Source organism: Ponticaulis sp. (assembly GCF_029210165.1).
Taxonomy (GTDB): domain Bacteria; phylum Pseudomonadota; class Alphaproteobacteria; order Caulobacterales; family Hyphomonadaceae; genus Ponticaulis.
The window spans coordinates 401439-415205 of the sequence record NZ_JARGNT010000001.1; the positions used below are offsets into that span (position 1 = coordinate 401439).

Below are 13767 nucleotides of genomic sequence, written 5' to 3' on the forward strand. Positions count from 1 at the left end.
GGCGCGACTGGCAGTCTCTATTCGCAAGCGCCCTGAGACGCGACGCTCACACCGGCCGCCGCCGCGCCGCAAGCGTTGGAATAAGTGCGCCCGTCACAACCGCACACAGGCGCATATTCCATAGTGCAGATTTCCGGACGCGGTGTGCATGTGCCCGCTGCATCGGCAATGGCCATGCAGGTATTTGCCTCCATCGCGCAGTAATCGGTAGCAGAGCCGCATTGGAAGCCTGCAATCCCGCCGCAAATACCGCTCGTTTCGCCCGGGCCCGGACCAGCAGGAGGCGCTGGCTCAGTCGCGCAACCGACCAGGAGCAGAGCGAACAGAGAAAGCGAGAATGTGCGAAGAAAAATCATTTCGGAGGTGCCACCGTACTACGCTCGACAATTTCGATTGTCTGAACCTGCAAGTGCTTATCTGACAGGAACCGGACAGCCGGATCATCTTCGCGGATTTCAACATTTGAGATCAACTTTACCGCAAGATTGGCCATGAGTGAAATCGGCTGGCGCACCGTCGTCAGGCCCGGAAACGCGATCCACGAAATTTCAGAATCATCAAAGCCTGTTACGGACAGATCATCAGGCACAACCATTCCGCGCCTGTTTGCCGTCGCCATAACGCCTGTCGCCATGTCATCATTGGCGCAGAAGATTGCGGTTGGCGGATCCTCAAGATCGAGAAGGTTATTCGCCAGACGTGCACCCGACAGAAGCGAATAATCACCTTCAATGTAAAGCTCTGGCATGAGCGGCAGATCATGATCGGTCAGGGCCAGATCAAACCCCATTTTGCGCGCACGGCTCGCCGGGCATGAGGCAGGACCAGACATAAATGCGATCCGCTTATGGCCTTTCTCGATCAGATAGCGCGTCATCGCCCGCGCACCGCCTCGATCATCAAAACTGACCCGGCTGATATCAGGGCTGCCATCCATATCGCCCAGCATGACGAGCTTGGTATTCAATTTGGAAAGGTTATCAATCAGCCCGGCCTGCTGCATTTGCAGCGGCGGCACGATCAGACCATCCAGAGAGAGCACATTCAGGCGCGTTGTGGTCGTTTCACCGTCAAACGTGCCATCCGGCAGCTCGTCAATGTCTTCCACGACAAGGTGATGTCCAAGCTGGCGGCTTGTACGCAGCGCCGAGACCAGAAGCTGGCTCAGATAGGCCGAGCTGGTATTGTGATATAAAAGCCCGAGCAAGAGCGACTGGCCCCGTGCAAGGCTTCGCGCCATCGGGTTCGGGCGATAATTCAGTTCGGCAATCGCAGCCTGCACACGCTCGCGGGTGTCCGGCTTCACAGACGCAGACATGTTCAGCACGCGCGAAACAGTCATCTGTGAAACGCCAGCCAGATCGGCTACGTCCTTGATTGTTATGGCGCGTCGTTTAGGCACGCTCTCCCCCTGGCCATGTCGTAGCTGATACCCGCCCCGCGACAACACGCCAATCCTTACTGCACAGCGTATAGCCGCCGGTCAACAAGCCTGTCCGGCGGCGTACATAATAATCCTGTGAACTAAAAGCCTAGTGCTGGCTTTCCGGGGTCGTGACCTTCATGCCTTCCAGCTCTGCACTGACAGAGATCTGGCAAGAAAGACGGGAATTTTCCTGAACGCCGTCAGCGAAATCGAGCATGGATTGTTCCATAGCTTCCTGCTCGCCGGTTTTAGGCAGAAACTCAGGGTCCACATAGACATGGCATGTCGCGCACGCGCACGCGCCGCCACAGTCAGCATCAATGCCTGGAATATTGTTGCGCACTGCCGCTTCCATCACGCTCTCGCCAACATTGGCGTCGACTTCGCGCTCAGTACCTGAGTGGTCGGCATAGATGATTTTTACCATTGGGGTTTGCTCCTCTATTTCTGGCCAGCCATAGCTTCAGCCAGAATGTCCTTCATTGTTTTTGTCTGATCAACAACCAGTTCCGGTGAGATGTCAGCATTCGCGGCGATCAGCCTCTTTGCCGTCAGAAACTCTGCCGGAGCGTTAACAGCATCCACAGAGATCAAACGTCCTGAGCGGAAATAGAACACTGCGAAACTGTTTGTAGTTGGTTCGCCGCGAACAACGGCTTCGTCATAGTCCTGAGACAGACCTGCAATCTGCAGCTTCACGTCATACTGGTCAGACCAGAACCATGGAACGTCTTCAACCGGACGCTTGGCGTCCATGATGTGCGCCGCGACAATCTTGCCCTGCTCGATCGCGTTGTGGACGCTCTCAAGGCGTCCGTCGCGACCGTAATGTACCAACGGACGGTGCGCGCAGTCACCAATTGCGTAAACACTCGGGTCGTTCGTGCGTGCATCGCGGTCGACCAGAATACCATTCTTGCAGGCAATACCGGCTTCAGAGGCAATTTCTTCATTCGGGAGAATGCCGATGCCGACAAGCACAAGATCACATGGAATCACGTCACCGGATTTCAGAACACCGGCCGTAACCGCCCCGTCCTGCGTTTGCAGCTCAGCGAGCATAGCGCCCGTCTTGATCGTCACGCCGTGAGTTTCGTGCAGTTTCTGGTAAAACTCAGACATGACCGGCGAGGTAACACGCGCCAGAACGCGGTCCGCCATCTCAAGCACAGTGACTTCCAGACCAAGTTCACAAGCTGCCGCAGCGGCTTCGAGGCCGATATACCCTGCGCCAACGATCAGAAGGCGGCGACCTTCCTGAACATTCGGTTTGAGCACATCAATGTCTGAAAGCGTACGCAGGTCGAACACGTTCGAGGATTCCGCACCCGGCAGAGGAAGCGCACGCGGGCGAGACCCTGTCGCGATGATCAGCGTGTCATAGTCGAGTGTCTCACCATCGCTCAACGCGACCGTCTTTGCGGCGCGATCAAGCTTTTGCGCGCTGACGCCGGTCTTCAGCGTGATATTGCTGTCTTCATAGAATTGGAGCGGTTTCAGGAAGAGACGTTCGCGGTCGAGCTTGCCTTTCAGATAGGCTTTGGACAGCGGCGGACGCTGATATGGCGGCGCAGGCTCGTCACCAACCATGGTGATCATACCCTCAAAACCGGCCTGACGCAGCGAGGCAGCAGCCTGACCACCAGCCTGTCCAGCGCCAATAATGACGATCTTTTGATCCGCAGACATTTTCCAACCCTATACTTCACCGCGATTTATGACGCCTGCGTCATTTTTTTGCAAGTGCTTGATTGCCTTTTATCTTCACCCTAATCAGATCAGATGCGACAGGACCCTGATATTGAAATTTCCCTCGCCGGGGAAGAAGCCACCATCGATTTGGGGGCAAAGCTCGCATTGAATTTACGAGCAGGTGATTGCATTTCGCTAATTGGCGACCTTGGCGCGGGTAAAACCACCCTGTCTCGGGGGCTGATTCAGGCGCTGTTGGGCGCTGATACCGAAGTGCCCAGCCCGACCTACACCATCGTTCAGACCTATGAGACAGACCCTGCGCCGATCTGGCATTTCGATCTCTACCGGATCGAAAGCCCTCACGAATTGATCGAGCTGGGGTTTGAAGACGCCGAAGACGATATCATGGTCATTGAATGGCCTGAAAACGCAGGCAGCCTTCTGCCGTCACAGCGACTCATCGTAGAGCTGATCTTCACGGATAACGGGCGATCTGCCCGCCTGACCGGCACCACGCCAGAATGGAAGCAAAGACTGAATGACATCTTCAACCGGAGCTGACCGCAACGCGGCCATTAATGCGTTTCTGGCCGAAGCCGGATGGGGCGGCGCCGAGCGTCGCTCGCTGGGTGAAGATGCGTCCACGCGCCGATACGAACGCGTCTATCAGGGAAGCGATGTTGCCGTTCTTATGGACGCCCCGCCCGCCGCCGAAGGCAAACCAAGCGGGCCTGATGCAAGCGTCCAGGAACGTATTCTGGCAGGCTGGAATGGCCGGACACGTCTCGCAGCCTGCCGCGTGGATGCCTTTGTCGGCGTTGGCGAGCATTTGCGCTCACTTGGCCTTTCAGCGCCTGAAGTCATCGCCTTTGATGTCGAACAAGGCTTTGCCCTCCTCGAAGACCTTGGCGACACGATCTACAAAACCGAGATCGAAAACGGTGCCAGCGAACGCGAGCTTTATCTCGCCGCAACGGCTGCTCTGGCGCATGTCCACAACGCACCGGCGCCGGAAATCGTCAGCGCTGCTGAATGGCGCTGGCCGATCCTCGAATATGACACTTTAGCCCTGACGACAGGCGCAGACCTCTTCCCGAAATGGTATCCGGCCTATGATGAGGGCGTGGCATTCTCTGGCAGCCTGCAGCTGGAATTTGACGGTATCATCCGCGCACTGAGCGACCATCTGGCGAGCCTGCCGCAAGTTCTCATGCTGCGTGACTACCATGCTGAAAACCTTCTCTGGCTTCCGGAACGCGACGGACTGAAAAAGGTCGGCATCCTCGATTATCAAGATGCGGTTCGCGGCCCTGCGGCATGGGATCTCGCCATGTTCATTCAGGATGCCCGCCGCGATGTGTCACCAGCTGTCGCCCGCGAAGTTTTCCGCGGCTATCTGGCCCTCACCGGTAATGAGGAAGAAAGCTTCCAGCGCGATTTCGATATTGGGGGGGCCATCAACGCGCTTCGCATTATCGGCGTGTTTGCCCGCCTCGTTCGCCGCGACAACAAGCCGAAGTATGAAGCCTTTCTGCCGCGCGAGTGGGGGCATCTGAAATCCAGCCTTCAAAACCCTGCGCTAAAAGATTTGAAACGCGTTCTTGAGATCGCTGCGCCACAGCTGAGAGACGCCTGACATGGGACAGCCCATCCGCACCGCCATGTTTCTTGCTGCGGGTCTTGGTAGCCGCATGCGCCCGCTCTCCAACGAGACGCCTAAGCCGCTGATCAAAGTCGCAGGCAAAGCGCTAATGGATTACTATCTCGATCAGGCTGTTGAGGCTGGCGTCGAGCGCGTCGTGGTGAATGTGCACTGGCTGCCCGAGCAGGTCGAAGCGCATATGGCGGCTCGCACCGATGTTGAAGTCGTCCTGTCTGATGAACGCGAGGAGCTTCTGGAAACGGGCGGCGCCATCGTAAAAGCGCGTAAGCTGCTCGGCGATGATCCAATCTTCATGGTGAACACAGACGCCTTCTTTGCGAGCGGCAACGGCAATCCGTTCGCAGCGCTGGCCGCCTCTTATGATCCGACACGCATGGATGATCTGCTTCTGCTGGCAGACCGCACAACCAGTATCGGCTTTCCGGGCCCTGGTGATTTCTATCTGAAAGAAGGCGGCCAGTTGGAGCGCCGCGGCGACCGCGAAACAGCGCCATGGGCGTATGCCGGCGCGCGCATCACCAAGGCTAGCCTGTATGATGGCGAGGCCCTTCGCCCGTTCTCGGCCAATATTATCTGGAATAGAATCCTCACAGAAAATCGCCTCTTCGGCCTACCCTTCAAAGGTCAATGGATGCATGTTGGTGAGCCGGCCACCATTCAGGAGGTTGAGGACTGGATGAGGACGCACCCGACAGCATGACATCACATCTCTCAGACGCGCTTTTTGGTGACACCCGCGTATTCACCCTGCCTGCGGGGGCAGACTTTCTGGGAGACCTCGCAAAAACGCTGATTGATGTGACCGGTGCGCGTGAGCATCCCGAACAGCTTTCAGATGCACTTGTCTTTGTACCGAACCGCCGGTCTGCGCGCGCGCTCGCCGCACGTCTGTTTGCAGAACTGAACTCCCCCGGTTTTCTTCCGCCGGATATCCGCCCGCTTGGCGATGCAGGCGATAATGACCCTGCACTCCTCGGTGAACTCACGGATGTGGATGTACGCCCGCCAATGCCCAAAGGCTCTCGCCTTGGCGCCCTCACTCTATTGGTCAATCAATGGCATGATACGCGCGGCCAGCACATCACGCTCGCCTCGGCCTTGTCCGTTGCGCGCGATCTCGCTCGCCTTCTGGATCAGGCCGCACTTGCTGGCGACGTTCGCTGGGAAGAACTTCCAAATCAGGTCGAGAATGCAGAGCTTGCCAAGCACTGGGAAATCTCAGTCGAGTTCCTGTCCATCCTCACGTCTGTCTGGCCCGACTTTCTGGAAGAGAAAGGCTTCTCTGACAGTAATGCGCGCGACCGAATGGCTGCAGAAGCGCTCTGCCAGCGTTGGGAACGCGAGCCACCAAACTCGCCCGTTATCGTCGCAGGCTCCACAGGTTCAAGCCCGTCCACGCGCCTCTTAATGGCCGCAGCAATGAAACTGCCGAAAGGGGCTGTCCTCTTTCCCGGCCTCGAACATGATGTGGATGCCCAGACATGGCATGCCATCTCCAATGCACCGAGCCACCCGCAATTTGCTTTTGCCGAAACGCTGTCTGCCCTGCGGAGCCATCCGGATATGGTCCGCCTCTGGCCGGGCTATACCGAACGCTCTGCGCTGCAGCCACGTCGCCAGATTATTCAGGAATCGCTTGCGCCTGCTGACACGACAGCCGACTGGGTGACACGCCTCAAACAACGCGCAGCGCCTGCTTCTCCGCAAAGCCTCACCACCAATGGCCTGAAAGGTCTGTCGCTGATCGAAGCCGCGAGTGAGGCAGAAGAGGCGAATGCCATCGCATTGTTGATGCGCGAAGTTCTTGAAACACCGGAACGCACAGCCGCGCTGGTCACTCCGGACGCCACGCTGGCACGCCGCGTTTCCTCGCTTATGGAACGCTGGGATGTGCATGTCTCGCCATCGGCGGGCTGGCCAATCCTGCAGACACGTGCAGGCCGGTTCATGATTGCCGCGCTCGACTGGGCGCTTGATCCCGGCGGGCCGCTGGCACTTGCGCGCCTTCTCAAACATGAGCTGACCGTCCTATCTGACGACACGGCGCGAGACGCGTCTATCTCTGCACTGGAACGCGGCCTTCTGCGTGATCTGCGCAGCTGGAAAACCCTGTCCGAACTTGGCGACAAAGCCGTCTCGCAGGCCGAGCGCGCCAAGCAAAAGCCCAAACATGCTCTGGTGTCCGAAGACGAGTACGACCTCGCCAACCATCTGATCGAAGACCTGCACACACGTGCTGAAGGCAAGATCGAACCGATCCTCGAAATGATCGAGGACAAGTTCGAGCTACGCGCCTTCATAGAAGCCTTCGCAGAGCTTTGTGACACGCTTACCCGCCATCCGGACGATGAAGGCCCGTCCCTCCTCTGGTCTGGCCAGGACGGCTCGAGCCTTGCCCGTTTCCTTGAAGAGATAGCCCAGATGGGCGACTTCCTGCCGCCAATCGAACAGGATGATTTGCGGCCACTAATTACCCAGCTGGCGGGCGACCTGCGCGTTGTGGATGACCTGCCATCTCATCCACGGCTCAACATTTGGGGGCCGCTGGAAGCGCGCCTTCAGAGCTGCGATCTCATGATCCTCGCAAGCCTCAATGAAGGCTCATGGCCCGAAGCTCCGAGTACGGACGGTTTCCTGCCGCGTAACTTCAGAGCCAATATCGATCTACCCGACACAGAGGCCCGCGTTGGCCTCGCCGCGCACGACTTTGCACAGCTTGCCTGTTCGCCGGAAGTAGTGCTGACGCGGTCCGAGCGAGTCGACGATAAGCCTGCGGTCGCCTCACGCTGGCTCTGGCGGCTGCGTATTCTGGCAAGTGGCGCGCTTGAGAGCCTTGAAGACACAGACGCTCTTCTGCACGCGCCAACCGCTCATATTCTTGACTGGGTAGCACATCAGCATGACGCCAAGGATGCGCCAGCCGTCACCTCTCCGGCACCCAAACCGCCTGCCGACAAACGCACAGACACAATAAGCGTGACAGAAGTCGAAACGCTGATCCGCGATCCGTATGGCTTCTACGCGAAGAACCTGCTTGAGCTTGAACCGCTGGATCAAATTGATCCGGACCTCAGCCCGATGGCGATTGGTATCGCCATGCACAAAGCGCTTGAGAGGTTCGACACTCTGAAAGCGCCTTATGTCACTGCAGACAGCATGGTTGCCAGCTTCGGGGACGAACTTACCTCCGTTGGCGCGGATGATCTCTTCATCGCGGAACGGGAAATGCTCTGGCAGAAGGCTGCTAATGAGTATCTCGACTGGATGCGAAGCCGCGATGAGATCGTCGCCACGCGCAATATGGAAGTGAATTACTCAGTCGATCTCACCGTCAAAGGCCGCAGCGTTTACATGTCCGGCCGCGCCGACATGGTTGAAACCCTGCAGGACGGCAAGATCACCATCACCGACTTTAAAACCGGCAGCCCGCCGTCGGCAGCGCAGGTCGCATCGGGCCTTGCGCCGCAGCTTCCATTGCTGGCGGCAATGGCGCGTATCAGCGAAGATGAAGCGAAGCCCAAAGGTGAACCGGCAGACCTCTTCTATGTCGGCTTCGGGTCTAGGAATGGCGTCACGCAAATTGCCGACAGAAAGGGCAAACGCCCAATCCCTGAGCTGGTGGATGATGCATTTGCCGGTCTGAAAGATTTGCTTTCTGTTTTCGCCGATGCGGACACCCCTTACCTTTCCGGCCCGCGCATCCAGTTCCTCTCAAAATATAGCGATTATGACGGCCTGTCGCGCAAAGCTGAATGGGCAGACCCCGGCCATGAAGGCATGGAGGACGCACGATGAGCGAACAGATGACAGCTTATGACCGCGTCGTTGCCGCCCAGAAGCAAGCCGCCCTGCCAGAAGCCTCTATCTGGGTTTCGGCGAATGCCGGTTCGGGCAAGACCAAGGTTCTGATCGACCGCGTTGCGCGCCTCCTTCTGACGGGTGTTCAGCCGGACAGCATTCTCTGTATCACCTATACCAAAGCCGCGGCGAGCGAGATGCAGCAGCGTCTCTTCAAGCGCCTCGGCGCATGGTCCGTCATGGGCAATGACGAACTCGCGAGAGACCTGAAAGACCTTCAGGGCATGGACTATTCCGGCGACGGGGAAGCTCTGAAAGCGGCACGGGCCCTGTTTGCTAAAGCGCTTGAAACGCCAGGTGGGCTTCGCATTGAAACGCTTCACGCGTTTGCTGGCCGCGTGCTGCGCCGTTTCCCGCTGGAGGCACGTGTTCCCCCCGGCTTTAAAGAGCTGGACGAGGTAGACAATAAAGCGCTCTGGACTAAGGCTGCGCGTAAATCCTTCGACAAGCTGAAAGCCAATCCGCACCGCTGGCCGCTCTTTGCCGACCTCATGAATGAGATTGGCGGTAAGCGCTATGATGGCGCCATTGAGGTGATCACGGGCAGCGCATCCAAGCTGCACCGTTTCCTTCATGACGCAGGCACACCAGAGCGGCGCTTTGAAGCGATCAGCACGACATTGGCCGCGCCTCTTGTCCCCGCCGGTGAGGTGCTCGGTGAACTGATGGATACCGGCCTGCCGCGTCAGGAGTTAACCGCCGCGATCAACGAACTACGCACCCTCGGCAGCACGAATGATATCAAATTCAGCGACCAAATCCTGTCCGTCATGGACGCGGCAGACCTGAAAGCGGCGATGGAGGTTTATCGGAAAGCCTTTTACGACTCCAAAGGCAATCAGCGCGAAAAGCCGCCATATACCAAAAAGCTGGAAGGCACGATTGTCGAAGACCTGTTTGCACCGGGCACCGGCCGCGAAGTTGATCGCTTTCTGCGTCTGGAGAATGAAGTCAAAGCTGCACTTCTGCGCGACCGAACTGTCACCCTTCTGGAAATCGCCGCGGATGTCATGGCGGAGCACGACCATGAGAAGCGCATACGTGCCGGCCTCGACTTTGATGACCTGATCGCCAACACGCGCGACCTGCTCACCGGGCCGGGCCTTGCCGAATGGGTGCTGTACAAGCTTGATGGCGGCATTAGTCACGTCCTGCTCGACGAGGCGCAGGATACAAGCCCCGACCAATGGGTGATCGTGAACTCTCTTGTGGAAGAGTTTTTCTCCGGCGCCAGTGGTCATGATCTGATCCGTACACTGTTCGTCGTGGGTGACGAGAAGCAATCCATCTACTCATTTCAGGGCGCTGACACGGCAAAGTTTCAGTCCGAACGCCAGCGTTTTGCCTCCCGTCAGACTGACGACACGATTGGCGGTAAAATCCACCTCCCGCAGGTGGAGATGTCTTTCCGGTCCACCCAGCAAGTTCTGAGCTTTGTCGACGAGGTCTTTAACGGACCCGCATCATTTGGCTCGGCGCCATTCTCGACCGCGCCGCCAAGCGAAGCCGATAAAATCTCGCATCAGGCTTTCCGCGAACCGCATAGAGGGCTTGTCGAATTCTGGCCTCTGGACGAGCCGGAAGCTGTGCCAACCGGCGTGCCATGGCATGCGCCTATGGATATGGAGCGGCAGGTATCAGCGCCTGCGCAACTCGCCGGCAAGCTGGCAAACTGGATTGACGCGCGGCTCGCATCCGGCGCGCCAGCGGTCTATGAAGAGGGCAAGGATGGAAAGCCTCGCCCCGCGCGGCCAGGCGATATCCTGATCCTTGTCCGTTCCCGAAAGGCACTTTTCCATTCCATTATCCAGCAGCTGAAAGCCAAGGGGCTTCCTGTGGCTGGCGCCGACCGGCTCAATCTTCAGGATACGCTGGCGGTACAGGATGTTCTGAACCTTGTCCGCTTTGCCCTGCTTCAGGAGGATGATCTGACGCTTGCCGAAATCCTGAAAGGTCCATTCCTCGGCCTTCTGGATGATGACACGCATCTCTTTCCGCTGGCTTATGATCGTGGACAAAGCAGCCTTTGGCAGCGCCTTCAGGAAAGCGACCACGGCGAACACCAGAGGGCAGCTGCCTTTCTGAAGACGGTTCTGGAACGTCGCCGCCTGCCCGCCTTTGAATTCCTCAGCTGGGTCATGAATACGCGACACTCAGAGCTCGGCCAGACAGGTTGGCAGATGATCAATGCGCGTTTCGGTTCACCAGCGCATGACCCGCTTGAGGCTCTGATCTCCATTGCGGCCAATCTGGAAGATGCAGAAAGCGCCAGCCTGCAAACCTTCCTTGCCGCCGTTGAGGCGCAGGATAGCGAGATCAAACGCGAACAATCCGGCCCTGCCGATGAAATCCGCGTTATGACCGTGCACGGATCAAAGGGCCTGGAAGCGCCTATCGTCATCCTGCCGGACACGACCGGTGTCGGCAACAATACGCTCTCCGGCAATCTTAGCTTCACCGAAGACGGCGTGCCCGTCTGGATGGTGAAGAAGGACGAAGACTGCGCCGCCAGCGCGGCCATTCGTGCACAGGAAGAAGCGAAATCCCGCGCCGAGGCGAACCGGCTTCTCTATGTGGCACTCACACGCGCGAAAGATCAGCTTCTCATCTGTGGTGCATGGAATGGCGCGAAGACCGGTCAGGGCTATAAGGATGGAAGCTGGTATGATCTCTGTCAGCAGACCATTGCGACATGGGCGTTGGGCGACGCAGAACGCGATGAACATGGCATCTGGCGCTTTGGCGGCCTGCCGCAGCCTGAAAGCGATGCGCCTGTTGCTCGCGAAAAAAAACCTGTTGCCACGCTGCCGGACTGGATTTTCAAGCCGCGCCCTGTGAGTTCATCCGAACATCAGGATCAGTTACGCGCGCCGAGCTCGCTTCTACCCGGCGACACACCTGTGCTTCCGCCATTCGGCAAAGACCATGTGCGCCGCTTCCAGCGCGGCAGGCTCATCCACGCGCTTCTGGAGATCTTGCCGGACACTCCATACGAAGATCGCCGTGCGCGAGCCTCTCGCTTTATTGATACCTGTCTCGATGCCGATCAGGCGCACCTCAAAGACGATATCATTGATGTGACCTTCGCGGTTCTGGAAGCGCCGGAACTTGCCCCGGTCTTCGGACCGGGCGGGCGTCCCGAAGCGCCTGTGGTCGGGCGTGGACCGAACATTCCAAAGGGTGTGATCATCAATGGGCGGGTCGACCGGCTGCGCGTTACCGAGGATGAAGTCTGGGTGATTGACTATAAAACCGACAGGCCGCCACCCAAGCGCGCAGAAGACGTGGCCATGCCATATCTGGCTCAGCTTGGCGCCTATAAGGATGTCCTGTCTGTTACTTATCCTGACAAGTGCGTTAAATGCGCTTTATTGTGGACTGACGGTCCCCACTTTATGGTCCTTGACGAATCCGCCATGCTGGCGGCGCTCGTGAAAGCGAAAGAAACAGATTGACGCGATGCGGGAGACGATTAACTCCCATCGCTAACTAGATGACGGAGACGCAAATGGCGGCGCTTGAGATTAACGACGATACTTTTGACACCGAAGTCCTGGCTTCTGAGGTTCCTGTAGTAGTGGACTTCTGGGCGGAATGGTGTGTGCCTTGTAAAAAGCTCTCACCGAACGTTGAGCGCGTTGCAGAAGAAATGTCTGGCAAAGTCAAAGTTGCCAAGCTGAACGTAGACGAGAACCCGATCACTATGACGAAGTTCGGCGTGCGCGGTCTGCCAACACTCATCCTGTTCAAGAACGGCAAGGTTACAGCTACGCACCTTGGTGACATGAGCAAAGACAAGCTGGAAGAGTGGATCAAATCCGAAACCGCTTGATCGGCAGGTTTCAGTCGATCACTTCGCCGTTCAGGCGCAGAATATCACCGGCAAGATAAAGCGATCCGCAAATCAATGCGTGGTCGCTTTTTTCTTGGGCGAGACGTGTGAGCGCCTCATCAATGTTGGCGAAAGCAGTCGCCGGAATGCCGAGTGATTTTGCAATCTCGCAAAGTGTGTTCGGGTCGGCGCCATTCTGGCTGGTCTGCATTGGAATGCAGGCCAGATGGCTGATCATCGGCGCAAGGTCTGCAAGATAGGATCTGGCATCCTTATTCTTCAGCATGCCAAATGCCACCGGCATAGGCGCATAAGGCGCGATGGATTTTGCGACCGCTGCTGCGGCGTGCGGGTTGTGCCCGCCATCCAGAATAACCGTTTTACCCGGAAGCTGGCGCGTTAGCGGGCCATCCGCCAGCGTCTGCATGCGCGCCGGCCATTCTACGGCTTTGAGGCCTTTCAGCGTATTCTCAGGCGTCAGTTCAAACACGCCGGCACGCTTCAGCCCCAGCAAAGCGAGCATGGAGTTTGAAACCTGATGCGGGCCTTTCAGGCCAAGTTCGACGCCCTCAAGCATAAGGTCGTCGATTTGCATGGAAATGCGGTCACCCTCGACGCGCGCTTCACCAGCATCCGCCACGGCGTGGAACGGCGCACCCTTATAGATCGCTTCGGCTTTCAGCGTGCGCAAAACATCGGGCGCCTGACCGCCAGTGCAAACAGGCGCATCCTTCTTGATAATGCCCGCTTTTTCCCAGGCGATCTGGCAGATATGGCGACCCAGAAATTCCTTATGGTCGATATCGATCGGCGTGATCACGCAGGCTGCCGGATGATCGATCACATTAGTGGAATCAAACCGGCCACCAAGCCCGACTTCAACCAGCGTCAGGTCAGCCGGATTCTCGGCGAAGGCCAGATAGGCAACGCAGGTCATGCCTTCAAAGAAGGATAACGGCTCGCCAGCATTCGCCTCAAGCACACGTTTTGAAAGCTCCATCAGATACGCATCAGAGATAAGCTCTCCGGCGATACGGATACGCTCATTCACGCGAACCAGATGAGGTGACGTATCGACATGCACTTTCAGCCCGTGTGCTTCGGCAATGGCGCGCATAAAGGCTGTGGTAGAGCCTTTGCCATTCGTACCGGCGACATGGATCGCAGGCGGCATTTTATCTTGCGGACGGCCAAGCCGCTCCAGAACCCGCTGCACTGGTTCTGTCGTCAGTTTGAAAACGCTCGGTTTTGGGAGTGCATCATAGGCTGACAGAAGGTCTGTCAGCACACTGG

General features: G+C 57.7%; 11 protein-coding genes. 6 read left to right on the top strand and 5 right to left on the bottom strand.

Features of this window, described 5'->3' with window-relative positions:
• Positions 1 to 17: 17 nt before the first annotated feature.
• The 4 genes from P1U45_RS01975 to P1U45_RS01990 all read right to left on the bottom strand — a co-directional run bounded on the left by P1U45_RS01975 (position 18) and on the right by P1U45_RS01990 (position 3115).
• The gene (locus P1U45_RS01975) at positions 18 to 356 is read right to left on the bottom strand and encodes a Kazal-type serine protease inhibitor domain-containing protein (protein ID WP_301057251.1); all 339 of its coding nucleotides are present in this window, start codon (positions 354 to 356) and stop codon (positions 18 to 20) included.
• A complete protein-coding gene (locus P1U45_RS01980; protein ID WP_301057253.1) occupies positions 353 to 1402 on the bottom strand; it encodes a LacI family DNA-binding transcriptional regulator in 1050 nt (349 codons plus the stop codon). The genes P1U45_RS01975 and P1U45_RS01980 overlap by 4 nt, the downstream gene beginning before the upstream one ends.
• Positions 1403 to 1532: 130 nt before the next feature.
• On the bottom strand, positions 1533 to 1853 hold the full coding sequence (locus P1U45_RS01985) for a 2Fe-2S iron-sulfur cluster-binding protein (RefSeq protein ID WP_293607815.1): 321 nt from the start codon (positions 1851 to 1853) through the stop codon (positions 1533 to 1535).
• Positions 1854 to 1867: 14 nt separating this feature from the next.
• Complete coding sequence (locus tag P1U45_RS01990; RefSeq protein WP_301057254.1) at positions 1868 to 3115, bottom strand: FAD-dependent oxidoreductase; 1248 nt, start codon at positions 3113 to 3115, stop codon at positions 1868 to 1870.
• Positions 3116 to 3208: 93 nt separating this feature from the next.
• Here P1U45_RS01990 and tsaE point away from each other — a divergent pair, with 93 nt between their 5' ends.
• Genes tsaE through trxA form a run of 6 tightly spaced genes read left to right on the top strand, consistent with a single transcriptional unit; the run spans position 3209 to position 12474 of the window.
• Complete coding sequence (gene tsaE, locus P1U45_RS01995) at positions 3209 to 3682, top strand: tRNA (adenosine(37)-N6)-threonylcarbamoyltransferase complex ATPase subunit type 1 TsaE (RefSeq protein ID WP_301057255.1); 474 nt, start codon at positions 3209 to 3211, stop codon at positions 3680 to 3682.
• A complete protein-coding gene (locus tag P1U45_RS02000; RefSeq protein ID WP_301057256.1) occupies positions 3660 to 4757 on the top strand; it encodes a phosphotransferase in 1098 nt (365 codons plus the stop codon). The genes tsaE and P1U45_RS02000 overlap by 23 nt, the downstream gene beginning before the upstream one ends.
• A gap of 1 nt (position 4758) precedes the next feature.
• Positions 4759 to 5484 (top strand): nucleotidyltransferase family protein, encoded by a 726-nt coding sequence (locus P1U45_RS02005; protein ID WP_301057257.1) that lies wholly within the window; start codon positions 4759 to 4761, stop codon positions 5482 to 5484.
• On the top strand, positions 5481 to 8579 hold the full coding sequence (addB, locus tag P1U45_RS02010) for a double-strand break repair protein AddB (protein WP_301057258.1): 3099 nt from the start codon (positions 5481 to 5483) through the stop codon (positions 8577 to 8579). Before P1U45_RS02005 ends, addB begins: the two co-directional genes overlap by 4 nt.
• Positions 8576 to 12097: a double-strand break repair helicase AddA gene (gene addA / locus P1U45_RS02015; RefSeq protein ID WP_301057259.1), complete on the top strand. Its 3522-nt coding sequence runs from the start codon at positions 8576 to 8578 to the stop codon at positions 12095 to 12097. Before addB ends, addA begins: the two co-directional genes overlap by 4 nt.
• A 53-nt stretch (positions 12098 to 12150) precedes the next feature.
• On the top strand, positions 12151 to 12474 hold the full coding sequence (gene trxA / locus P1U45_RS02020; RefSeq protein WP_199285717.1) for a thioredoxin: 324 nt from the start codon (positions 12151 to 12153) through the stop codon (positions 12472 to 12474).
• A gap of 10 nt (positions 12475 to 12484) precedes the next feature.
• On the opposite strand, the gene P1U45_RS02025 is transcribed toward trxA, so the two are convergent.
• Positions 12485 to 13762: a folylpolyglutamate synthase/dihydrofolate synthase family protein gene (locus tag P1U45_RS02025; RefSeq protein ID WP_301057260.1), complete on the bottom strand. Its 1278-nt coding sequence runs from the start codon at positions 13760 to 13762 to the stop codon at positions 12485 to 12487.
• Between the last annotated feature and the right edge of the window lie 5 nt (positions 13763 to 13767).